This is a genomic window from Streptomyces dryopteridis (assembly GCF_049606955.1).
Classification (GTDB): Bacteria; Actinomycetota; Actinomycetes; order Streptomycetales; family Streptomycetaceae; genus Streptomyces.
On record NZ_CP187113.1, the window covers coordinates 2803038 to 2825830 of the forward strand.

Genomic DNA, 22793 nt, shown 5'->3' on the forward strand with positions numbered 1-22793 from the left:
GGGCGCCCCCGCCCGGGGGCTGTGATCAGGCTGCGGCGGGCTCGACGGTGGGCGGCGGGCCGGCGGCCTGGGGGGCGCCGTCGTCGGCCACTTCGGCGGCGGCCTGGTGGTCGTCGCCAACGGCCTCTTCGTCGTCGGCCCCCTCGTTGGTGGGCTCCTCGACTTCGGACTTCTCGTCGTCGCCGGCCTCGACCGGCAACGGCGTGGGCTCGGACGCCGGGTCGGCGGGCTCGTCCGCCGGGGTGGGGACGGTGGACTTCGGGTGGTTGGCGCTCGGGTGGTACTCCTCGTCGTTCATGACGGCGCGCTCGATCGGGCTCGGGCTGTACCCGATGGCCTCCAGCGTGCGGAGCCACTCCGCCGTCGCGCTGCGGAGCGTGTTGGACCGCTGCTCGTCGGTGCGCCACGCGACCCGGCTACCGGCCCCCTTCTCCTGCACTGCGGCGACGGTGGCCCACTGGAAGGCCAGAGCGCGGGCCGGCGACTTCGCGATGTGCGCCGTGAACTCGGAGCGTTCCCGGCTCTTGGGGCCTCGCAGGTTCAGGAACTTGGCGAGCACCTCGGTGACCGGGCCTTTGTTCAGCTCGGATGCGACTCGCCACGTTCCGTCAACGAGTGCGGCGGTGACGTGGGCGGTGAGGACGGCGGCGATGTCCCTGGGGAGGGTGCGGGCCTGCACGAGGTTCGCGATCCACTGGCGTCGACATTCGGTCGCGGTGTCCCAGTGGGCGTTCCCCTTCTTCACGGCGGACCTTGCGGCCTTGGCGGCGGCGGCCTCGGCGGTGATCTGCTCTCCGGTCTTGCCGGCACCCGGGGCGGCGTGGCCGTACAGGGCCGGGGACACGCAGTAGGGCTGATAGGCGGTGTCCTCCTCGGGGTCCTCCAGCACCCAGACGAGTCCCTTGCACTCGGCGTGCTCGGTGGTGGTGATCCGCTTGCCGGTGGTGGTCTTGAGCCTCCACACCGGGGTCGCGCGCTCGGAGAGTTCGCTCAAGTCCCGGATGCGGGCTCCGCCGGCCTCCAACTCAGCCCGGTGCGCCTGGGCGGCCATGCGGACGGCTCGTCGGTTGCGTTCGGTCCGGATCACCCAAGCGACGTGGGCGGCGGGGTCGGGCTTCTTGTCGGCCACGGCCTGTTCGGCGGCCTCGGTGATGATGTCGACGACGTTCGGTTCGTCTGCGAACTCGGCCACTGCCTCCATCTCGTCAAGGGTCCAGTCGTAGCGGCGGGAGACGGCCTTCTTGATCCGCTCGTTCGACATGACGGCGCGGGCGGTCTTCACGTCCTTCTGCCGGACCCGGCCGGCCTTGGCGACGCGGGCGGGGTCCGCTCCGGCCTCGGCGGCTGCGAACAGGGCGCCGGTCAGCTCGGCCGTCGTGAGGTCCTCGCGGTGACGGGCGGTGGTGATCATGTCGATGATCTGGCCGGCGTCGTCGCGCTGGTCGACCTCGACGGGGACGTGGGTGATACCGACCTGCCGGGCGGCGCCGAACCGACGGTGTCCGTCGATGATCCGGGCGCCTCCGTTCGGCATGTACTGGATCTTGATGGGAACTCGGCACCCTTCGGTTCGGATGGATTCGACAAAGTGCCGGTCGATCCGAACAGGGCGGACGTTGGCGGGGTGAGACATGAGGTCGGCCACACGCATGACGGCACGGCGGGTCACCGGGACAGCGTCGATGCCAGCGGTAACGGCGGCTCGGAGCAAGCGGGTCCCGTCGACCACGCGGATTTCGCCGTTCGACTCCACGATGTAGAGCGGATCGACCACACCCCCTTGCGTCACGGCGGCGAGCATCATGGGCGGCACACTGTCGGCCAGGTTCGCCGGCCGGGCGGCCAGCGTGGCGACGGGGAGGGTCTCCCACTGCGGGGTGTAGGTGGGCTCGGCCTTCGTCTTGGCGGTCACGTTGGGGCTCCTGGTGAGGTTCTCTCCGGCGGGCGCCGGTGGGCTCGTTCCGGGGGGGTGCCCTCCCCCTTTCCGATGTCTTAATTAAACCATGTTTTACGACCCCTGTCGAGCCCTCCACCCCTTCTGACCTGGGGTTTTCGGTAGGCGGCAAGCCGCACTGGCCGACTTCCTTCATGCGGGCCGGCCTCGCGTTGTCATCCCGTGTGCTGTCGACCCGGGTTCTGCGGCGCGGGCCGGCGTTCCGGTGTCCTAAGCGGAGCGTGGACTCCGGGTTGTCGGGCTGCAAAGCTGGGCCTGGGTCGACAGTGCGCGGGATGACAACGCGCCCCGCCCTCGCCCCGAACGGCCCGCACCCGCCCGACTGCCCCCGTACATCCCGGCGTTGGCCGCTCCCCCGCCGGAGGCAGCTTCTTATCGCGCTCAGACCGAATCTGGGTGGCCCGGGACAATTCATGGACTTTCAGTTGACGAGTCGACAAACCCCTCGTGGTGAACTCGCCTAATATGCCCGGGACCATGAGGGTATCCGCATACCCGACACATCTTGATACCCACAGGGAAGAATCCACAGCAAATTGCGGTTACCCGCATGAAGCCACGACCCTCGGAACACTCAAGACAAGAGAGGTCGTCACAACGACTCAAGAGACGCTCAAGAATGTTCAACTTACCAGCATCCCGCACCCTCATCTCACGCTCCACATCCTCTTCCTCTTTAGCCTTCCGCCAGAGCGAATAGACGCGCGCCCCAAATTCGTCAAGGAATGTTTCGGAATCTTCGTCAGGTCTAGGCATGCGCGCAGCCAAGTGCAATGCCACACGCGTAACAGAATCCGAGCTCTGTACTTTGCGTGCAGAAAAAATACTGGACACTGCACTCTTGCTCAGCCCGACCCCAATCGCAATCTCCGATTGACTGATCCGGCCGCTTTTCTGCTGGAGACCAATAAGCATCTTTTGAAGGTCTCGACGAGCCCCGCGGGGAAGATCAGACCCCCTAGACTCACCCTTCCTGCCCATACCATGCATCCTCTACGGTCATATCCAGAACCGCCGCAATCGCGTTAAGCGGGAGACAGCTCAGGTCGGCCACTTGCGAGATTAGATCCACATATCTCCTGTACGCGACGGGCGCATTCGGCAGCAAGTCAAGCTGCGCGCGAGACGCCCTCAAGTGCTTCCACATCCCCCTACCCGAGTACTTCAAGTGACAGTTGGGGCAGACCATGACGAAATCCCACGGAACGAACCAGGGTGGTGGCACTTCCCTCGCTCGCAGCCCTTGAGACCTCAACCAATGAAATACTTCCCCCTCCACGACAGGAGAACCTAGCCTCTTAACAAAGAGTTGCCCACGCCAACCACAGCTCGAACATGCCCCATCGGCCAGCTCTTTAGCGAGACTCATTGCCGCCGCCATAAGAACTTCAAAGGTCCCAGAGGGATACTCTCTATATTTACGAAAAGGCGAGTCGCCGGAAAAGCCATTTCGAACCATTCTCGGATCGCTTTCCGTGCCAACTGGGGAGACACCCCCCTCCTCGACCATTTCTTCATCTCGCGCTAGAATCCACATATCGAGAACCCGAGTGCTCACTTCATCTAAATATGCCTCCTTGTCGATTCCCGCCACGCGAGCCTTATCTGCGAGATATAAAGCAACAAGCATTACTAGTTGACTTGATTGGACTCGCCCGGAAGAGAAGACATTAGACACGGAGCTTTTACTCCATCCAGTCACGCGGGCAATTTCAGATTGACTGACCCCTCCAGCGGCACGCTGCATCCCAATAAGCTGCTGTTGGAGATCACGACGACGGCCTTCAGGCAAATCAGCCCCCTTCGACTGCCCTTTCCTCCCCATGGCCCTCTCCCTCTCTTCGGGCTCGCCAGCGGTTCTTCACCCACTTGGCCAACGCCAAGACACCGGCCACGATGATGCCGGACACCACTTCCGCAGCAATGTCACTCATGGGAAGAATCTTGACGCCTTGATCGACCCAACTGGACACCTGTGGACACTTGGTGACGATTCATTGAGTCTTTTACACACTCCCGCGAGCCGCAGACCAACTGGGGCTTCCGTGAAGAGGTTGCACACTTGCGTGGCAGTGAGACGCCCAGCCATGTCTAAGGTGCGCGCACCCCGACCCGGAACGAGAGGTGGCGACCTGTGGGCGCACGTGGTGAGACAGCGACGATGGCCGAAGTGCGGCAGCGTGTTCGTGCTGAGGAGAGGCGGCGGACGAAGATCCGCGAGCTGGCGGCAGCGTCGGCCCTACAGGGGGTGACGGGGGCTCGCGACGCGGCCGACGCGCTCAAGGCCGCGGAGTTGATCGCGGCGGAGTCCACGGCCGCTCTGATCCGGCTGTACGACGGGAACGTGGAACTCGTTGCGGACCTGCTCTCGTTGAACCCGGAAGACCTCGACAAGAGCGCCAAGGGGGTCTCGGCGGCACGGGCCCGCGCCGTCATCGCGGAGCTGGGACACAAGGTCGACCGGCCCCGTCTGACCGCCCCTTCGGCTGCGGGCCCCGGGGCCGGCGTCGACGGGACGACCGTGCCGGGCTCCGGTGTCCCGACCTCCTGAGCAGCCGGGGCTGTTCCCGGTGCTCTCCGCCAGGGCACCGGGCTCACAGCTCTCCCTGCTCGGGCCCCCGGTACCGGTCCGGATCGCGTCGGAGACCTGGCGGTCCTGGTTGGAGGACCCGACCTGTCGGGCGAGGTTCGACGCGAAGGTCTACCGCCTCGACGGCGCCGGCTGCTGGTTCTGGACCGGTGCGATCAGCGGTACCGGCCACGCGAGCTTCCGCGCCGCGTCACTGCCCGGCAGGACGCGCCGCGGGACGGTTCCGGGCCACCTGTACGCCTACCAACGCGCCCACGGCGTGATCCCCCGCCTGGGCTGGGGCACCGAGAACCCAACCGTGTGCCACCGGTGTGACAACCACTCCTGTCAGCGGCCCGACCACATGACCCTCGGCACCCCCGCGCAGAACCGGCACGAGTGGCTGGCCCGCCGGCACCTCACCGGTTCACCCCTCGCGGACCTGCGCGGCCCAGCGGGCCGCTCACGGGCCATCGCGCGGGCAATCCGGACCGGGCTCGACCTCCACGAGCCTGCCACCCGCATCAACGCCCGCATCAACGCCGCCGCAGATGCGGGACAACCGCTCCAGCTCTGGTGACCCCGAGGAGTGCTCCTTGACCTCTACCGAACGATGCCCTGCCGCTCATCCCGCCGACCCGTGCCCGTGCGCTGGCCCGGCCCTCGTGTCCGTAGTCGACCGCTGCGGGACGGCCGTGGACGCCTGCGAAGCCCACGGCGCCCGCCTCCTCGCCTCCCTGGAGGACGGCCGGGTCTACCCGCACCCCTCCGCTCCCACGGACGTGGCGATCCGCGTGTTCGGCGCGGCACGGTCCACCCGGCCCTTCGCCTGGGTGGACGGGCCGCGCACAAGCCCACCCCAGCTCAGCCGCACCGAGACCGAAACCCACAGGAGATGACCATGGCCGGCCCGACCAAGATGCTCAAGCTGGAGGAGACCTTGGAGGTGCTCCAGATGAGCCGAGCGTCCTTCTACCGTCTCCGCGCCCGGGGCAACGGTCCCCGGATCGTCAAGCTGCCGAACGGTCACCTCCGGGTCCGTCAAAGCGATCTGGACTCCTGGCTCCGCTCCTGCGAAGAGGTCCTCGCGTGCTGACGTACGACGTCAAGGTCTGGAGCATTCGCGAGCGAACCCGGGCCAAGGGCAAGAAGACCTTTGAGGTTCGGTGGCTTACTGCCGGAGAAGGCCACGGGGACACGTTCTCGTTCAAGCCGCAGGCAGAAGGCCGCCGACTCGACCTGATGACGGCTATTCGGAACGGGGAGCGTTTCGACACGGAAACCGGACTTCCGGAATCCGAACTCAAAGCCCAGCAGGCTGTTACCTGGCTGACCCATGCCCGCGAGTACGTGGCAATGAAGTGGCCAACCGCAGCAGCCAAACAACGAGCCAACATTGCCGAGACTCTCGCCAACACAACGCCGGCGCTCACACGAGAGGGAAGGAACCGACCTGACCCCAAGTTGATCAGGAAGACTCTACTCCTGTTCGCTTTTCGAATGGCGCGGGACGCAGAGGGGAAATGGGCACCCCGCACGGAAGTCGACTTCATTCCCGATGATGTGGCACGCTGCTTGAAGTGGCTCCATGAGAATTCTGTCGACATTGCTTCTCTTGACGATGACCCCGCCTTGACCCGGGCAGCCTTGGATTCCATGACGGTACTCCTGGACGGCAGCCGCGCAGCTGACAATACGATCCGCCGCAAGGTGCCGGTTTTCACCAACTGTCTGCGGTATGCGATAGAGCGAAAAAGGTTGTCGACCCTGCCAACGAAGTACATCGATTGGCAGGCTCCGGAATCCGATCAGGAAGTGGATCTCCGGCGCGTGCCGGACGCAGAGTTGGCCGACCAGCTCATTAATGCGGCTCCGGAAGCCTCGCCAACAAGGGGCGAGTATCTGAAATCGTTCTACGCCACCATCTACTATTCGATGGCACGCCCCGGCGAGGCCAAAGGAATTCGACCGACAGACTGCTTCCTCCCCTTGACGGGATGGGGACACGTCACCGTGTCGACCAGCACGCCGGACGTCGGATCGGGATGGACGAACGACGGAACTCCCTACGACTCACGAGGTCTCAAGAAGCGGGCACGGAATGCGACTCGCGAGATACCCATCCCGCCGACCCTCGTTCAAATTCTTCGTGAGCACATCTCCCAGTTCTCCATCGGCCCTCTTGAATACCTGTGGCGTTCGATCCGCGGGAAAGGACCTCTCACGACGAACGAATACGGGGAGGTATGGCGGCTGATTCGGATCACCGTCCTCACTGCTGAGCAGTTGGACGAAAAGCTCGCCGATCGGCCGTACTCGCTCCGGGCTGCCGGCATCTGCCTTCTGCTCGCGGCGGGCCTCGACCCCATGGAGGTGGCCCGCCGGGCCGGCCACTCCGTCGCCGTCCTGTTCAAGTTCTACGCGCGCGTCATCGCCCGTTCCCGGCAGGAGGACAACGCTCGGGTCGACCGGCTCTTGGAGGCCGCGCAACAGCCCCATGCCGTCACGGAGCCGGACGCCGAGTGACCAGGGGGCGGCGCGGCCCGAACATCACGGCCTGTCACCGACGAAGCCCGACGACGAAGGGGTGGTCCGAGAGGACCACCCCTTCGTCGTGCGTGCCCCCGGACCTGCGCATCCGCCTTGCTGGAGCGTCAAAAGCTGGGCCGCGCCTGGGCCGCGAACACTGGATTCCCTTGGGACATAGCCGACACAAGGTGAGACACACCCAAAACAGATGGGGTGTCGAGATCCTCTCGACACCCCATCTGACCTGCATTTACGTCATTGAGCGGTGGGTGTGGGATTTGAACCCACGGTGACATCGCTGCCACGACGGTTTTCAAGACTGCTCCCTTAGGCCGCTCGGGCAACCCACCTGGCGGGTACAGGGTACCGGGCCCGCCGGGGTGACCGGTGGTGGATTCGGCGGCACGAGGGCACGGGGCGCGGGAGCCGTCAGGTCGTCAGGAGTACGCCGCCGTAGGCCGCGCCCGCGATCACCAGCCACGCGGCGAGTCCGAGCAGGGCCGCGCGGGCGCCGGTGCGGGACAGGGTGGGCAGGTGCACGGCGCTCCCGAGGGCGAAGAGGGCCGCCGCGAGCAGGAGTTCCTGCGCCGTACGGGCCCCCGTCAGCAGTTCGGCCGGCAGCAGTCCGGTCGCCCGGAGCGCCACGGCGGCCAGGAAGCCCAGCACGAACAACGGGACCAGCGGCGGTCTGCGGCCCGAGACCGTGCGCCGGACGCGTCGCGAGCGGCGGACGGAGAGCGCCACCAGGGCCACCAGCGGGGCCAGCAGCGCCACCCGCATCAGCTTGACGACCACCGCCTCCCCCAGGGCCTCGGGACCCGCGGTCTGGGCCGCGGCCACCACCTGGCCCACGTCGTGCACGCTCGCCCCGACCCAGCGCCCGAACTCCGGCGCGTCGAGTCCCAACGGGCCCTGCAACAGCGGCAGGACCACGATGGCCAGGGTGCCGCAGAGGGTGACCAGGGCCACCGACGCGGCCACGTCCTCCTCCTCGCTGTCCGAGACCTCGCTCACCGCGCCGATGGCCGAGGCCCCGCAGATGGCGTAGCCGGTGGCGATGAGCAGCGGCTGGTCCCCGCGCAGGCCGAGCCGGCGGCCCAGCCACAGGGTGCCGAGGAAGGTGGCCACGACCACGCCGACCACCATGGCCACCGTGCCCCAGCCCAGCCGCGCCACCTGGTCCAGGCCCAGGCCCAGCCCCAGCAGCACGATCCCGATCCGCATCGGACGGCGCGCCGCCAGCGAGAGTCCCGGACGGGCCGCGGACCGCAGCCAGGGCCGCAGGGCGGGCACGTGGGCCAGCGCGATGCCCCCTGCGACGGCCGCCGTCAGCATCGGCACGGCCGGCAGCAGCCGGTGGACCGACCAGGCCAGGGCCGCCCCGCCGACCGCGAGGGCCATGCCGGGCCAGGGGCCCCGGGTGGGTGCGGGCCGCGCTGTTTCACGTGAAACACGTTCGGCCGAATCGACGGCGGCCCGGCCCCGGGCCGGCGTCCGGGGCCGGTGCAGGAGGGCCATCAGCCCACCGGGAGCCGGTAGACGCGGCGGACGCTGCCGCCGAGGCGGGAGACGTCGGCCCCGTAGACGTGGAGCGAGTACGCGGTGTCGGCGCCGGCGTTCACCACCCGGTGGATGTCCCCGGGCGGGGCGAAGCCGCTGATCTGGCCGGGCCCGTTCACGAGCTCCTCGGTGCGGGCCAACCGCGCGGGCCGGCCCTCGACCCCGGGCACCAGCCGGTAGCGGGTCTCGCTCTCGTGGCCCTCGTGCACCCCGGTGGCGCACCAGGCCACGTGGTCGTGGATCGAGGTGCCCTGGCCGGGCAGCCACACCAGGGCCACCACGGAGAAGGCCCCGTCCTCCTCGGCGTGCACCAGGTGCTGCCGGTAGCGCTCCGGGTCGCCCTCGCGCTGGGCGGGGGTGAGCAGGTCGGGGGCGCCCAGGTGCGGGGCCAGGGCCTCGCCGACCAGGTGCGCGGTGTGGTCGGGGGACAGTCCGCGGTCGACGACCGCGCGTACGTGGTGGACGAGGGCGGCCATCCTCGCGGTGGTGCGGGCCGGCGTGGCGATGGTCATGTCCGCAGCGTCGACGCGATCGATCCATCACGTCCAACACCGGTTTCACCCCCGTGACCCAACTCCCGCTTATGGATCGCGGGGCGGCGGGCGGGGCTCAGCAGCCGACGCGGTTGGCGGCGGCCCGGCGCAGGGCCTCCAGGACGGCCGCGGTGGCCGGGATCCGCAGGTGGTCGGCGTGCGCGTAGGCCGATATGTGCCGGCGGGCGGAGGGTTGCAGCACCCGGCCGCACACCTTGGTCAGGGCCAGCGAGGGCAGCACCATCGCGGGCATCATCGCCACCCCCAGCCCCTGGGCCACCAGGCTCTGCACCACCAGGTTGTCGTCGGTGGCGAAACGGATGTCCGGGACGAAGCCCAGTTCGGCGCACTCGTGCAACAGGTTGGCCCGGCAGCGCGGGCAGCCCGCGATCCAGCGCTCCTCGGCCAGGTCGGCCAGGTGCACGGCGCGCCGGCGGGCCAGTGGGTGCCCGGTCGGCAGCAGGACGGTGAGCTGGTCCTCCATCAGCCGGACCTCGGTGACCTCCGCCGGCAGTTCCTCGTGCAACCCGGGGTAGGTGAAGGCGAGGGTCACGTCGCTCTCCCCGCGCCGCAGTCGGGCCAGCGACTCGGGCGGCTCGCCCTCCAGCAGCTCCACCTGGATGCCGGGGTGCGTGGCCGCGAGGTCCGCGAGGGCCTCGGGCACCAGGCTCACGTTCGCGCTGGGAAAACCGCACAGCCGCACCCGGCCGGTCTGGAGCCTGCCGTACGCCTTGAGCTGGGAGTGGGCGTCGGACATCGTGGCGAGGATGATCTCGGCGTGCCGGGCCAGCGACTCCCCGGCCTCCGTCAACCTCATGCGTCGCCCCACCCGGGTGAAGAGCGGGGTGCCCACCACGCGTTCGAGGGCCTTCATCTGCTGGGTGATGGCCGGCTGGGTGTACCCCAGGGCGCGGGCCGCCGCCGAGTAGGAGCCGGTCACCACCACCTCGTGGAAGCTCCGTATGTGCCGCGAATCGAACACCCGCGAAGCATAAGGGGAGCTTGGGTCCGACCGGCACACCCCGACGGGCACGCGAACGGCCCCGCCCGAAAGGGGCGGGGCCGTCGTGGCGCGGGGGCCGGCGGGGGTCAGCTGTCGCCGGTGCGCGAGCCGAGGGTCACCTCGACGGTGGTGGGCTTGCCGTCGCGCTCGTAGGTCAGCTTCACCTTGTCGTTCGGCTTGTAGGTCCAGATCTCGCCGATCAGGGTCGGGCCGCTGTCCACCGGCTTGCCGCCGAACTCGGTGATCACGTCGCCGGGCTTGAGGCCCGCCTTGCCGGCCGGGCCGTTGGGGTCGACGAGCTGGTCGGCGGGGGCCCCGCCGGTGGAGACCTTCGCGCCGGCCGCCGAACGGTCCTTCAGGTCCACCGAGACACCGATCACCGGGTAGACGGGCTTGCCGGTCTTGATGAGCTGTTCGGCGACGTTCTTGGCCTGGTTGATCGGGATGGCGAAGCCGAGGCCGATGGAGCCGGGCTGGCCGCTGCCCATGCCGCTGCCGGCCGACTGGATCGCCGAGTTGATGCCGATCACCGCGCCGCGCCCGTCGAGCAGGGGGCCGCCGGAGTTGCCGGGGTTGATCGAGGCGTCGGTCTGGAGGGCGCTCATGTACGAGTTCTTGCCGCCCGAGCCGTCCCCGGAGGCGACCGGCCGGTTCTTGGCGCTGACGATGCCGGTGGTGACCGTGTTCGACAGGCCGAAGGGGGCGCCGATGGCGATGGTCGCGTCGCCGACGGCCACCTTGTCGGAGTCGCCGAGCGGCAGTGGCTTCAGCCCCCGGGGCGGGTTCTTGAGCTTGAGGACGGCCACGTCGTAGCCCTGGGCGCGGCCGATCACCTCGGCCTCGTAGGTCTTGCCGTCGGAGAAGGTCGCGGAGAGCTTGCCGCCGTTGGCGGCGGAGGCGACCACGTGGTTGTTGGTGAGGATGTGGCCCTGCTCGTCGTAGACGAAGCCGGTGCCGGTGCCGCCGGACTCGCCCTCCCCGCCGTCGCCGAGTCCCCCGCCGCCGCCACCGGCCGAGGCACGGATGGTGACCACGCTGGGCAGGGCGTTCGCGGCGAGGCCCGCGATGGAGTCGGGGGCACGGCCGAGGTCCTTGGGGGAGCTCGCGCTGACCACGGTGGAGCCCGAGGCGCGGTCGATGCGGTCGGCGGCCCAGTAGCCGAGGCCGCCGCCGACGCCGCCGGCCACCAGGGCCGCGACGAGGATGCCGGCGATCAGGCCGCCGCGTCCCTTGCCCTTGCCGCCGGGGGCCGGCTCGCCGGGGTGGCCGCCGGGCGGCGGGGGCCAGCCGCCCGCGACCGGGGGCTGGGCGCCGTAGGCGTAGGCGGGGACGGCGGGGGGCTGCGGGGGCCAGGCGGCGCCGGGCGGGGCCTGCGGCGGGGCCGGGGGCACGGGCGGCTGCGCGTGGCCGTGGGGGTACGCGGCGGTCGGGGGTTCCACGGGCGGCAGCGGAGCGGTGTGCTCCGGACCGGCGGCCGGTGCGGGGGGCTGGGCCGGGGGCGCGGGGGCACCGGCCGGGGGCTTGTCGAAGGCGACCGTCGGCTCGGCGTCCGCCGGGGGCTGGACGGGGGGCGTGGCCGGGGTCTCGGAGGGCGGGGTGGTGCCCTCGTTCTCGGTGCTCACAGCGCTGCTCTCCTCGTCACGCACGTCTGATGGGCGGGTCCCCTGGTTCGCGGACCGACGGTCGAACGGAACGTTCGGCCGACCTCACAGGTTCCCGCACCAAGCCTTTCCCATGAATCGTCAGGCCACGGTAAGCCGGACCTGTGCGTCCGTGCCCCATCCTCTCCCGCAACCGGGGCAATTCGCCCGTACACCTCCGGCCGGGGGCTCCGGGAGGCACCCGAGGGGTGGCACGATGACCCCGTGACGCACGCAACGCCCCCGCCGATCCAGGTCGTCGCCCACCGCGGCGCCTCGGAGGACGCCCCCGAGCACACCCTGGCCGCCTACCGCCGGGCCATCGAGGACGGGGCGGACGCCCTGGAGTGCGATGTGCGGCTGACCGCCGACGGGCACCTGGTGCTCGTGCACGACCGGCGGGTGAACCGGACCTCGAACGGGCGCGGGGCCGTCTCGGCCCTGGAGCTGGCGGATCTCGCGGCGCTGGACTTCGGCTCGTGGAAGGACCGGGACGAGGCCCCGGACTGGGAGGCCGACCCGACCCTGGCGGCCGAGCGGACCTCCGTGCTGACCCTGGAGCGGCTGCTGGAGCTGGTCGCCGACGCGGGCCGGCCGGTGGAGCTGGCCATCGAGACCAAGCACCCGACCCGCTGGGCCGGTCAGGTGGAGGAGCGGTTGTTGGCCCTGTTGGGGCGGTTCGGGTTGGCCGAGCCCGCGGCCGGGGGCCCGCACCCGGTGCGGATCATGAGCTTCTCGGCGCGGTCCCTGCACCGGGTGCGGGCGGCGGCGCCGACCATCCCGACGGTCTACCTGATGCAGTTCGTCTCCCCCCGGATGCGGGACGGTCGGCTGCCGGCGGGGGTGGGGATCGCGGGCCCGGGGATCCGCATCGTCCGCAATCACCCCGGCTTCATCCGCAAGCTCCAGGCGGCCGGGCAGCGGGTGCACGTGTGGACCGTGAACGAGCCCGAGGACGTTCGGCTCTGCGCTGAATTGGGTGTGGAGGCGATCATCACCAATCGGCCGCGGCAGGTTCTGTCCCAACTCGGCCGCTGAATTCCCGATATGCCCACCCGTCCCGCCCTCCGCTTCCGTCACAGGGCGTGCCCCGGCGCGTTCGCCGCGCGTTCGTCGGTGGTGAATGCGTCAGACGCCTTTCATCAGGCGGTTTCCCCTCCGAACGGACGGGGCATCCAGATCTTGGCGTGGGGCTAAGGAGGTTCCGGGGGTGGCATTGGTGGTGGCGCAAGAGGTGCCCACGTCGGCGTGCGTGGCCGTTCCCCACGGCCCGGCGGGTGTGGGCCGGGCGCGGCGCAGGATGCGCGAGGAACTCTGTCTGGGCGGGGTGACCGAATCGGTCGTGGACGACGCCGTCCTGGTCCTGTCCGAACTGCTCAGCAACGCGTGCCGACACGGCAGACCGCTCGGCTCGGCCGAGATCGGCGAGGGCGAGGTGCGCGCCGCGTGGCGCGTGGACGGCGGCGGCCGGCTCACGGTGGAGGTCACGGACGGCGGGGGTCCCACCCGTCCCGTCCCGTCCACCCCCTCCGTGACGGCGCGCGGCGGCCGGGGGCTCAACATCATCGCGGCCCTCGCGACCGACTGGGGGGTGCGCGACGGCGCGGCCGGGGAGCTGACCGTGTGGGTCACCCTGGCGGCCGACCCGCGGCACGAGGACTTCGTCTCCCGGGTCGCCGTCCCGACCGTGGACTTCACGACGGCCTTCGACGACCTCGACCTGTGAGCGGATCGCCCGCGGTCCGCAGCGGCTAGGGTCTGGAGCGGTGGAGCGCGCGTACCGCGTGGCGCTCCACCGGACCGAACCGGGCCCGTACGCCCGGGCGGCGCCACCGGGCATCCCGCGCGGCGCAGCCGCCCGACCGGCACCCGGAGCCCCACCGCCGTACAGCCGGGAGACACCCACGATGGCCAAGAAGCGCCCCGCCGCGAAGTCCGCGACCCCGCAGCTCCAGGACGGGGAGATCCCGGTCGTCGGAGCCCGCGAGCCCTGCCCGTGCGGGTCCGGCCGCCGCTACAAGGCGTGCCACGGGCGCGCCGCCGCGCAGGCCGGCGCCGACCTGACCCGGCGCCCGTTCGAGGGACTGCCCGGCGAGTGCGACTGGGTCGCGCTGCGCGAGCTGGTGCCGGCCGCGACCGTGCCCCTGCACCTGGCGGGCGGCCTGCCCGAGGGCGTGCCCTCGGTGACCCTGGCCACCGTGCTGCCGATGGCCTGGCCCGCGCTGCGGCGCGAGGACGGTTCGGTGCTGCTGGGCCTGCAGAACGAGTCCTCCACCGGTGACCTCGGCCGCGACCTCGCCGACACCCTGGAACGGGCGCTGGCCGCCGAGCCGGGCACCCCGGTGCCGGCCCGTCGGGTGCCGGCCGAGGGCCCGCGCCTGACCGAGCTGCTGGACCCGGCCGGCCCCTTCGAGCCGGCCGTGCACACCGGCTTCGAGTTCTGGATCCCGGAGGGTCAGAGCGCCGAGGCCGCGGGTCCCGAGGTCGCCGCCTCCCTGGAGCGGGCCAACGCCGCCGCCATCCCGACCGTGAAGCTGGCCGGGGTGGACGCCGCGTACTGGTGCGAGACCCCGGAGAAGAACCACCTGCGCTGGGTCATGCCGCACCCGGAGGAGAAGCTCCTCGACGCGCTCGCCCGGCTGCACGCGGCCGGCGAGTCCTCGCTGGGCGACGGCACCCGCCTGGTCGGGTCCTTCCGCGCGCACGGCCTGGTCGTCCCGGTCTGGGACCTGCCGACCGGGGTCACGGCGGCGGACGTGGAGCAGCCGGCGGCGCAGTTCGCGGACCGGCTCGCCAAGACCCTCGCCGACGAGCGTCCGCTGACCGCCGAGGAGCGTCGGGCGCGCGGCGGTCTCACCAACCGTCAGATCACGCTGAGCTGACGATCGCCTACCGAGCGAATCGGTGACGGGGGAGCAACTCCCGCCATTCGCCCGCAAATCGCTGTCTGAATATCAGAGTTCGAATTTGCGAAGAGGCGATCTCTTGTTACCGTTCTTGTAGCCCGGTCGCTGGTGCATCCCCCGTCGCCAGCGACCGGGCGTTGTCGTGTTCCGGCCCGGCCCGCGCTCGCGGACGCCGGGTCAACCGTTCTTCGGAGAGGCCGCGTTCGACGCCGGCGCCGGAGCGCTCCCCGCCCGCAGCAGCAGGGCGTCCGCCGCGCCGGTCCCCGCGAACTCCGCCACCGCCGAGTAGTCCCCGCGCCCGCCCTTGGTGGCCTCGCGCGGGGTCTCGCACAGCCCGGGCTCGTCCCCCGCCTCGACCTCGCAGTGGACCCGCGTGGTCCGGCCGGCCGGCGCCATCAGGGTCAGCACCGACTCCAGGGCCCGGCCGCTGGTGTTGCGGTAGTAGGTGCGGGCCCAGGTCTCGCCGGCGGCGCTCAGCACGCAGGTCTGCGCCTCCACCCCGTCGGGGGAGGTGAGTTCGGGGCCGCACCGGGTGTCGGGGCGCACCGGCGCCGGGTCCCGGTCGCCGCCGCGCGCGTCGTCGCCCGCGCTCCCGCCCTCGGCGAGCCGCCCGTCCTCGGCGAGTCCCAGGGAGGACAACAGGCCGGATTCGCCGGCCGCCCCGGACCGCCCGCCGAGGACCGGTCCGGCGATCGCCCCGGCCAGTGGGAGCGTGAGGACGACCAGGACGCCGGCACCGATGCCGACCAGGCGGAGGTTCATCCCGCGAACATAGCGACGCGGATCGGGGCGACCGCCGCGCCCGCGCCCGTTTCCGCGTGAATGGGGGCACGGCGGCACCCGTTCGAGTGAGGGCGCGGTGCGGCGACCGGCTTCACCAGGAGAGTCGGCTGCCCCCGCCGGGGGTGGCCAGGGTGGCCTCGATCAGGGTCTCGACGAGGTCGCCGATCCGGGGCAGCCAGGCCCCGCCGCCCTCGGCCGGCTCGGGGTGCCGGCGCCAGCTCGCGTTCCCGCCGGGGCGTTGGGCCGAACGGGTGGGATCGTCCGCCCCGTCGGGTCCGGCCCCGATCGGCGCCTCCCCGGGCAGCACCGCGTACCCGTCCGGGCCGTGGAAGCGCAGTTCGGCGGGGACCCGGTCCTGGGCCCACAGCAGCTCGCCGAGGAACTCCAGGCTGTACGGGGCCACGAGCAGGGTCCAGCGCGAGGGCCCGGCCACGATCGGCCCGAGCCGCACGCCGGCCGCGTCCAGGGTGCGCACGGCGGAGGCGGCGGCCGCGGCGGGCAGGCTCACCGCGCAGGGGGCGGCCCCGCCGGTGGCCAGCAGGATCGGGGCGGTGGGGCGGGTGGACCACCACCAGGCGATCATCCGGGCGTCGGTGGTGGCCGCGAGCAGTCCGGGCTCGAAGGGGTGGCCGCCGGGGACCTGGCACTCCCGGTCCGGGCAGGCGCAGTGCGCGAGGACCCCGTCCCGTTCGGGGGCGCGGCCGACCCCGGGGAGCACCGGCCAGCCCCAGTCGCGGGCGCAGGCCAGCGCGGCGCCGGCGGGGTGCGGGGCGGGCCGGTCGGCGCGGTCGGGGCGGTCGGCGTCGGCGTTCGGCAGGACGCGGACCGGGACCCCGATCCGGGGGGCGGGGCCGCAGGGGTCGGCGGGGCGGCCCGGGGCCCGGCCGGCGGCGCCGGGGGCCGCGGGGGCGGAGCGGGTGGTGCGGGGGTCCGGCGGGGCGGCCGCGGGGCCGCGGCCGAGGGGGCCGTCCGTCGCGAGTTCGCCGGAGCCGTGGACCCGCGCCGGGCGCAGTGCGCGCAGCGAGTCACGAATCCGTCGCAGACGCCTTCCGAGGATCTCGCGCATGAGCGCTCGTTCCTTTCCGTTGAACGTCGAGGGCCACATCGCACCGTGCGCACGGAATCTCACCGTGCGTGTGCGTTTCGCGTCACTGTCCGCTGGAAGCAGCTTTACACGGTTTGTGCAGATTGTTGCTGTTTACGCGGATTGCACGTTTTGGGTCCATCAAACGTCCGGCCCGGCGCCAATGCCCGGGCCGTCTGCGCGCTTGCGGTCGTCGGGGTCGTACGGGCGCTGTCCTGTGAGGACGGCGCCGACCCCCGGACGGTTCCCGTTCGGACGCGGCCGAGGCATCGTCAACTTCCCTCGGCTCACCGTCGGTTACGTACCCGGACCCGGTTCGATCTCAGGTCAGTCGACCGCAAAAACTCGCACCCTCAGGCGTTTTCCGGCCAAGTTCGAACGGGGTGCGCGAGTGCTCCGGGACCCCTGCCGAACACCTCTCCGAGCCCGCGCGGACACCACGAATCAGCACAGGACAATGCTGGACATCGGGCCGGCGAGGCGTGTAGATGTGGACGCATTGTTGGCGTTGCACCACGACAACGGATTGCTGGGGGTTTGCAATGCTCCATGGCGAATCGCACCCGGTGGAAAGGCGGTCGCCATGAGCGCCCCGCACCTCCCGAAAGTGGCCGGAATCGATCCGCCGACTTTGGGCTCCCCTCACACTGCGACCCCTTCGATCCCGGCCGCCGGCGCCGGCCGCGCGAGCGCTCCCGGCACCCCGCCCCAGGACCCGGCCGACCTGCCCCCCGCGGCCGGCAGCGTGATCCAGGACCGGCTCGCCGGGATGGTCTCCGACCTCACCACCCTCCACGAACTCACCGAACGCCTCACCCGGGCGGTCACGTTGGAGGCGGCCGCCCGCGAGTTCCTGCGCGCCGGCGCCGCCCTCGTCGGGGCCCACCGGGGACTGCTCGTCCTGGAGCCCTCCGACGGCCTCGGCCCCGGCGCCACCCACGGCCTCGGACTGGCCCGCGCCGAGCTCGGGCACATCGAGACCGTGCCCCGCTCCGCCACCCCGCACGGCCGGATCCTCGACGGCCTGCCGGAGCCCGGCGGCGCCGAACTGCTCCCGGAACCCCTCGGCGACGCCGGTACCCCCACGACCGGTGAACCGACGGAGCGGCCCGCGGCCGGGCCCGACCCGCGCTGGCGCGAGGTCGCCGCCCGGATCGGCTTCGGCGCCGGCTACACCCTGCCGCTGACCGCGCAGGCCACCGGCCGGCTCGGCGCCGTGGTCTGGCTGTACGAGGACGCCGTCGAGCCCTCCGCCCGCCAGCGCGACCTGGTCGGCCTGTACGCCCGGCACGGCTCCGAACACCTGGCGCGGATGCTCGACGTGGAACGCAGCCGCAGCCGGCTGGCGACCGTCGCCGAGGAACTCCTGCCGAGCCGACTGCCCCGGGTCCCCGACGTGCGCCTCGCCGCCCGGCACCACACCGGACCGCGCGGCGGCGGCGACTGGTACGACGCCCTGCCCCTGCCCGAGGGCGCCCTCGGGCTGGCCGTGGGCTCGGTCACCGGCTCCGGGCCCGACGCGGTCGCCGCCATGGGCCGGCTGCGCGCCTCGCTGCGCGCGTACGCCGTGATGGAGGGGGAGGACCCGGTCGCCGTGCTCTCCGACCTGGAACTGCTGCTCCGCCTCACCGAGCCCGCCCGCTCCGCCACCGCGCTGTTCGCGTACTGCGAGCCGGCCCGCCGCAAGATCGTCGTGGCCGGGGCCGGGCACACCCCGCCGCTGCTGATCGGCGAGCGCCGCACCGAGTTCGTCGAGACCTCCCTGTCCGCCCCCCTCGGCATGTTGGCCTGCTGGGAGGCCCCGAGCGTGGAGATCGAGCCCGCCGCCGGCGAAACGGTGCTGCTCTACACCGACGGTCTGCTGCGCCGCACGGGCGAACCCATGGACCGGGCCTACGCCCGACTGCACGCCGCGGCCGCCGGCGTGCCCTCGGGGTCCCGCTCCGACCCGGACGCCGTCTGCGACCACGTGCTGCGCGCGCTGCTGCCCGAGGGGGCCGCGCCCGGCGGACCGGAGGACCCGCACGCCGAGGACGTGGTCCTGCTCGCCGCCCGCTTCGACTGAACCCGGCCGCGTCCCAGTACGTCCCGCGTCCCGCGAGCGCGCACCCGGCCGGTGCGCGCTCGCGGCAATTGGTGGATTTGTCACAGCCGGGTCGGTCCCCTGGCCCTCGCACATACGATGGAGAACGGTTGGGGCGACAGTCCGACCGATGTCGTAACGAGGAGAAGACGTGGCTGACGAGCTCACCCCGGAGACCCCGGAGACGGCTGAGACGGCTGAGACGGCCGAAGAGACGCCGGTCAAGCAGCGGAAGAACGGCCTGTACCCGGGCGTCTCCGACGAACTCGCCGAGAACATGCGCGGCGGCTGGGCCGACACCGAACTGCGCGACCTGAAGCCGATCGCCCAGGCCGAGCAGACCGCCGCCCGTCGGGCCGCGCTCTCCGCCCGGTTCCCCGGCGAGCGGATCGTCGTTCCCGCCGGTCGCCTGAAGACCCGCTCGAACGACACCGAGTACCCGTTCCGCGCGTCCACCGAGTACACCTACCTCACCGGTGACCAGACCGAGAACGGCGTCCTGGTCCTGGAGCCCACCGCCGAGGGCCACACCGCCGGCATTCACCTGCTGCCGCGCTCCAACCGTGAGAACGGCGAGTTCTGGCTCTCCGGCCAGGGCGAGCTGTGGGTCGGCCGCCGGCACTCCCTGACCGAGGCCACCGCCCTCCTCGGGATCCCGGCCCACGACGTGCGCGAGCTGCCCGAGGCGCTCACCGCCGCGACCGGCCCGGTCCGCGTCGTGCGCGGCCACGACTCCGTGGTCGAGGGGGCCCTCACCGACAAGGTGACGGCCGAACGCGACGAGGAACTGCGCGTGTACCTCTCCGAGGCCCGCGCCGTGAAGGACGCGTTCGAGATCGGCGAGCTCCAGAAGGCCGTGGACTCCACCGTGCGCGGCTTCGAGGACGTGGTGAAGGTCCTCGACAAGGCCGAGGCCACCTCCGAGCGCTACATCGAGGGCACCTTCTTCCTGCGCGCCCGGGTCGAGGGCAACGACGTGGGCTACGGCTCCATCTGCGCCGCCGGCCCGCACGCCTGCACCCTGCACTGGGTCCGCAACGACGGCGACGTCCGCTCCGGCGACCTGCTGCTGCTCGACGCCGGCGTGGAGACGAACAGCCTCTACACCGCCGACGTCACCCGCACCCTGCCGATCGACGGCACGTACACCGAGATCCAGCGCAAGATCTACGACGCGGTGTACGAGGCCCAGGAGGCCGGCATCGCCGCCGTGCGTCCCGGCGCCAAGTTCCGCGACTTCCACGACGCCGCGCAGCGCGTGCTCGCGGAGAAGCTCGTCGAGTGGGGCCTGGTCGAGGGCCCGGTCGAGCGGGTCCTGGAGCTCGGCCTCCAGCGCCGCTGGACCCTGCACGGCACCGGCCACATGCTCGGCCTGGACGTGCACGACTGCGCCGCCGCGCGCACCGAGGCGTACGTGGACGGCACCCTGGAGCCGGGCATGTGCCTGACCGTCGAGCCGGGCCTGTACTTCCAGGCGGACGACCTCACCGTGCCCGCCGAGTACCGCGGCATCGGCGTCCGGATCGAGGACGACATCCTGGTGACGGAGGAGGGCAACCGCAACCTCTCCGCCGGGCTGCCCCGCGCCTCCGCCGAGGTCGAGCGCTGGATGGCCGAGCTCAAGGGCTGAGCCCCCGCGCCCCGCGCGCCCGCACCACGACCGACGGCCGGTCCCCGCATCGGGGGCCGGCCGTCGGCGTGCGCGCGTGTTTCACGTGAAACAGCGTGCGAAAGCCCCGGGGAGGTTCAGACGGGCAGAGGTTCAGACGGACAGGGCGGCCGAGTGCTCGCGCCGCACCAGGCAGCGCTCGAAGCTGACCACCGCCCCGCGACCGGGCCGATTGCGGAAACGGACCTGGTCGGCGAGCTCCTCGATCAGGCTGAGCCCCCGACCGCACTCGGCGAGGTCCGCGCCGGACCGGCCGACCGCGCGCGGCGGAAAGCCGGGGCCCGAGTCGGTGACCTCGATGCGACAGCGGTCCTCGTCGAGGAAGGCCGTCACCCGGTACTCCCCGCACTCGGCCGAACCGACCGGGCCGCCGTGCTCCACGGCGTTGGCGCATGCCTCGCTGAGCGCGAGCGAGAGATCGAAGGAGATCTCGGGGTCCACCCCGGCGGTCTCCATCGTGCCCAGCAACAGGCGCCGGGCGAGCGGGACACTCGCGGCGTCCCGCCGCACGTGGAGAGACCACCAGATGCTCATACGCTTACCTATTGCCGGCGTGCCCCGGCCGCAATCCGAGGGCGCCCACCCCGCCCCCTTTCGGCCGACACGCGCCCGCCCGAACGGAAGCGCCGCAGGGCGCGACACCCCGGTCCACGGGGCCGAACGGGCCAACCCGAGGGCCCCGGACACGGCGCGTCACGGGGAGCCTCCGGCCAATTCCCGACCTCCTCGACAGTGCGCGGGGGGCCTGGTGCGATGATGACCGGGCCATGCACGCCCACACGACGCGCCCCGGTTCCCCGGGTGTCCGAACGCTCCGGGCCGCGGTGTTCACCGCGGTCTGCGTCGTGTTGTCCGCGCTGGGCCACGTGCTCGCCTCCTGTGTGGCGGTGCCGTGGTGGTCGCTGGCCCTCGGGTTCGTCCTCGTGTTCTGCGCGGCGGCCCCCCTGGCCGGCCGGGCCCGTTCCCCCTTGGGCGTCGCGGGCGCCCTGGCCGCCGGCCAGATCGCCCTGCACCTGCTCTTCGGCCTCGGCCAGCACGGCGGCGCGGCCGCCGCGGGCTCCGGGACCCGGGACGCCGCCTGGGTGAGCGGCCTCGCCGCCCGCCTGCTGTGCGGCGGCGCGGGCACCCCGCTCAGCCAGGCCGAGGCCCGCCGCGTGGTCCTGGACGCCGGCCTCGACCCCACCGCCCCCGTACCCCCCGGCGGACCGGCCGGGCACGGCGCGCACACGGCGTTCGGTGCCGGCACCGGCACCGGTGCCGCGGCGGACGGGGGCGAGGGGGTCACCGGACTGCTCTCCGCCCCCATGCTCCTCGGGCACCTGCTGGCCGCGCTCGCCGCCGGACTGCTCCTCGCCCGCGGTGACGCCGCCCTGTCCCGTCTGGTCCGCCTCTCCCGCCGCACCGCCGACAGCGGTCCCGTGCGCGCCCTGTGCGTCGCGGTCCGCTGGGCCCTGCTGCTGTGCGCCGGACTCGCGGACGCCGGCGCCACGCCGGCGCGGGTCCGCCGACCCGAACACTCCGCCGTGCCCGACACCGGGCGCACGGCACTCCAACACGCGGTGATCCGACGCGGGCCGCCCGCCGACCTGGCCCTCGTCGCCTGACGCGACACCAACCCTTCCCCGGGACACGAGCGGGATCGGTGGTGTCGCGCCCTCCGCGCGCGACCGCGCCGGAGCCCGTCACCACATCTCCCGTGGAGTTTCTGCCGTGAAGACCTCTCGCGTCCCCCTCGCCGCCGCGCTCGCCGCCGGCTCCGTCCTCCTCCTGTCCGGCACCGCCTTCGCGCACGTCAGCGTGCAGCCCGGCGAGGCCCCGCAGGGCGGGTACGCCACCATCGACTTCAAGGTGCCCAACGAGCGCGACAACGCGTCCACCGTGAAGCTGGAGGTCAACTTCCCGCTGGACCACCCGCTGGCCTCCGTGATGCCGCAGGACGTCCCGGGCTGGACCGTCACCGTCGAGAAGGCCAAGCTCGACAAGCCGCTGACCGTGCACGGCAAGCAGATCAACGAGGCCGTCAGCAAGGTGACCTGGAGCGGCGGCAAGATCGAGCCCGGCCGCTTCCAGCAGTTCCCGCTCTCCGTCGGCCAGCTGCCCGAGAACACCGACAAGATGGTCTTCAAGGCCCTCCAGACCTACGACAACGACGAGGTCGTCCGCTGGATCGAGGAGTCCAAGGAGGGCGCGCCCGAGCCGCAGACCCCCGCTCCCGTCCTCAAGCTGACCGCCGCCGCCGGTGACCACCACGGCGGGGGCGCGGACAAGTCCGCCGCCCCGAGCGCCCCGGCCGGGGCCGAGCAGGAAGACGACAAGGCCGACCACGAGGCGAAGCCCACCGCCTCCGACTCCGCCGGCACCGACAACACCGCCCGCGTGCTGGGCGTCGTCGGCATCGTCATCGGCGTCGCCGGGGTCGTCTTCGGCGTGACCGCGCGCCGCCGCAACGCCTGATCCCACCCCCTCCCACCCGGCCGGTC

General features: G+C 71.8%; 21 protein-coding genes and 1 tRNA gene. 12 read left to right on the forward strand and 10 right to left on the reverse strand.

Features of this window, described 5'->3' with window-relative positions:
• Positions 1 to 25: 25 nt before the first annotated feature.
• Both ACN20G_RS11910 and ACN20G_RS11915 read right to left on the reverse strand, forming a co-directional pair.
• Positions 26 to 1912: a ParB N-terminal domain-containing protein gene (locus ACN20G_RS11910; protein ID WP_424212719.1), complete on the reverse strand. Its 1887-nt coding sequence runs from the start codon at positions 1910 to 1912 to the stop codon at positions 26 to 28.
• A 1006-nt stretch (positions 1913 to 2918) separates the two neighbouring features.
• A complete protein-coding gene (locus ACN20G_RS11915; protein WP_424212720.1) occupies positions 2919 to 3548 on the reverse strand; it encodes a hypothetical protein in 630 nt (209 codons plus the stop codon).
• A gap of 654 nt (positions 3549 to 4202) precedes the next feature.
• On the opposite strand from ACN20G_RS11915, the gene ACN20G_RS11920 reads away from it, so the two are divergent.
• The 5 genes from ACN20G_RS11920 (at position 4203) to ACN20G_RS11940 (ending at position 7049) form a co-directional block, all read left to right on the forward strand.
• The gene (locus tag ACN20G_RS11920) at positions 4203 to 4505 is read left to right on the forward strand and encodes a hypothetical protein (protein ID WP_424212721.1); all 303 of its coding nucleotides are present in this window, start codon (positions 4203 to 4205) and stop codon (positions 4503 to 4505) included.
• Positions 4489 to 5103, forward strand: coding sequence for a hypothetical protein (locus tag ACN20G_RS11925; protein WP_424212722.1), 615 nt, complete (start codon positions 4489 to 4491; stop codon positions 5101 to 5103). The genes ACN20G_RS11920 and ACN20G_RS11925 overlap by 17 nt, the downstream gene beginning before the upstream one ends.
• Positions 5104 to 5188: 85 nt before the next feature.
• Positions 5189 to 5422, forward strand: a complete 234-nt coding sequence (locus ACN20G_RS11930; RefSeq protein ID WP_424212723.1) for a hypothetical protein — start codon at positions 5189 to 5191, stop codon at positions 5420 to 5422.
• Positions 5423 to 5424: 2 nt separating this feature from the next.
• A complete protein-coding gene (locus ACN20G_RS11935) occupies positions 5425 to 5619 on the forward strand; it encodes a helix-turn-helix transcriptional regulator (protein ID WP_424212724.1) in 195 nt (64 codons plus the stop codon).
• On the forward strand, positions 5613 to 7049 hold the full coding sequence (locus ACN20G_RS11940) for a tyrosine-type recombinase/integrase (RefSeq protein ID WP_424212725.1): 1437 nt from the start codon (positions 5613 to 5615) through the stop codon (positions 7047 to 7049). Before ACN20G_RS11935 ends, ACN20G_RS11940 begins: the two co-directional genes overlap by 7 nt.
• Before the next feature lie 266 nt (positions 7050 to 7315).
• Here the strand turns inward: ACN20G_RS11940 and ACN20G_RS11945 are convergent.
• The 5 genes from ACN20G_RS11945 to ACN20G_RS11965 all read right to left on the reverse strand — a co-directional run bounded on the left by ACN20G_RS11945 (position 7316) and on the right by ACN20G_RS11965 (position 11770).
• Positions 7316 to 7402: transfer RNA gene (locus ACN20G_RS11945), tRNA-Ser, on the reverse strand.
• A 79-nt stretch (positions 7403 to 7481) separates the two neighbouring features.
• Entirely contained in the window at positions 7482 to 8570 is a 1089-nt protein-coding gene (locus tag ACN20G_RS11950; RefSeq protein WP_424212726.1) for a YeiH family protein, read from the reverse strand.
• The gene (locus ACN20G_RS11955; RefSeq protein ID WP_424212727.1) at positions 8570 to 9124 is read right to left on the reverse strand and encodes a cysteine dioxygenase; all 555 of its coding nucleotides are present in this window, start codon (positions 9122 to 9124) and stop codon (positions 8570 to 8572) included. Before ACN20G_RS11955 ends, ACN20G_RS11950 begins: the two co-directional genes overlap by 1 nt.
• 97 nt (positions 9125 to 9221) lie before the next feature.
• Positions 9222 to 10127 carry a LysR family transcriptional regulator gene (locus ACN20G_RS11960; RefSeq protein WP_424212728.1) on the reverse strand — a complete coding sequence of 302 codons (906 nt, stop codon included), beginning with the start codon at positions 10125 to 10127 and terminating at the stop codon, positions 9222 to 9224.
• Between the two features lie 107 nt (positions 10128 to 10234).
• Complete coding sequence (locus ACN20G_RS11965) at positions 10235 to 11770, reverse strand: S1C family serine protease (RefSeq protein WP_424212729.1); 1536 nt, start codon at positions 11768 to 11770, stop codon at positions 10235 to 10237.
• Between the two features lie 243 nt (positions 11771 to 12013).
• Here ACN20G_RS11965 and ACN20G_RS11970 point away from each other — a divergent pair, with 243 nt between their 5' ends.
• The 3 genes from ACN20G_RS11970 (at position 12014) to ACN20G_RS11980 (ending at position 14670) form a co-directional block, all read left to right on the forward strand.
• The gene (locus tag ACN20G_RS11970; RefSeq protein WP_424212730.1) at positions 12014 to 12826 is read left to right on the forward strand and encodes a glycerophosphodiester phosphodiesterase; all 813 of its coding nucleotides are present in this window, start codon (positions 12014 to 12016) and stop codon (positions 12824 to 12826) included.
• Between the two features lie 85 nt (positions 12827 to 12911).
• The gene (locus tag ACN20G_RS11975) at positions 12912 to 13514 is read left to right on the forward strand and encodes an ATP-binding protein (RefSeq protein WP_424212731.1); all 603 of its coding nucleotides are present in this window, start codon (positions 12912 to 12914) and stop codon (positions 13512 to 13514) included.
• Positions 13515 to 13695: 181 nt separating this feature from the next.
• Complete coding sequence (locus ACN20G_RS11980) at positions 13696 to 14670, forward strand: DUF5926 family protein (protein ID WP_424212732.1); 975 nt, start codon at positions 13696 to 13698, stop codon at positions 14668 to 14670.
• 201 nt (positions 14671 to 14871) lie between these two features.
• Here ACN20G_RS11980 and ACN20G_RS11985 read toward each other — a convergent pair whose 3' ends face one another.
• Positions 14872 to 15456, reverse strand: a complete 585-nt coding sequence (locus ACN20G_RS11985; RefSeq protein WP_424212733.1) for a hypothetical protein — start codon at positions 15454 to 15456, stop codon at positions 14872 to 14874.
• 112 nt (positions 15457 to 15568) lie between these two features.
• The gene (locus ACN20G_RS11990) at positions 15569 to 16543 is read right to left on the reverse strand and encodes a bifunctional DNA primase/polymerase (protein ID WP_424212734.1); all 975 of its coding nucleotides are present in this window, start codon (positions 16541 to 16543) and stop codon (positions 15569 to 15571) included.
• A gap of 475 nt (positions 16544 to 17018) precedes the next feature.
• Between ACN20G_RS11990 and ACN20G_RS11995 the strand changes: the two genes are divergently transcribed.
• Both ACN20G_RS11995 and ACN20G_RS12000 read left to right on the forward strand, forming a co-directional pair.
• Positions 17019 to 18626: a PP2C family protein-serine/threonine phosphatase gene (locus ACN20G_RS11995; protein ID WP_424212735.1), complete on the forward strand. Its 1608-nt coding sequence runs from the start codon at positions 17019 to 17021 to the stop codon at positions 18624 to 18626.
• Between the two features lie 169 nt (positions 18627 to 18795).
• Positions 18796 to 20274: an aminopeptidase P family protein gene (locus tag ACN20G_RS12000; RefSeq protein WP_424212736.1), complete on the forward strand. Its 1479-nt coding sequence runs from the start codon at positions 18796 to 18798 to the stop codon at positions 20272 to 20274.
• A 132-nt stretch (positions 20275 to 20406) separates the two neighbouring features.
• Here ACN20G_RS12000 and ACN20G_RS12005 read toward each other — a convergent pair whose 3' ends face one another.
• On the reverse strand, positions 20407 to 20847 hold the full coding sequence (locus tag ACN20G_RS12005; protein WP_424212737.1) for an ATP-binding protein: 441 nt from the start codon (positions 20845 to 20847) through the stop codon (positions 20407 to 20409).
• Between the two features lie 290 nt (positions 20848 to 21137).
• Here ACN20G_RS12005 and ACN20G_RS12010 point away from each other — a divergent pair, with 290 nt between their 5' ends.
• The gene (locus tag ACN20G_RS12010; RefSeq protein WP_424212738.1) at positions 21138 to 21917 is read left to right on the forward strand and encodes a hypothetical protein; all 780 of its coding nucleotides are present in this window, start codon (positions 21138 to 21140) and stop codon (positions 21915 to 21917) included.
• 106 nt (positions 21918 to 22023) lie between these two features.
• The gene (locus tag ACN20G_RS12015; protein WP_424212739.1) at positions 22024 to 22767 is read left to right on the forward strand and encodes a YcnI family protein; all 744 of its coding nucleotides are present in this window, start codon (positions 22024 to 22026) and stop codon (positions 22765 to 22767) included.
• Positions 22768 to 22793 lie beyond the last annotated feature (26 nt).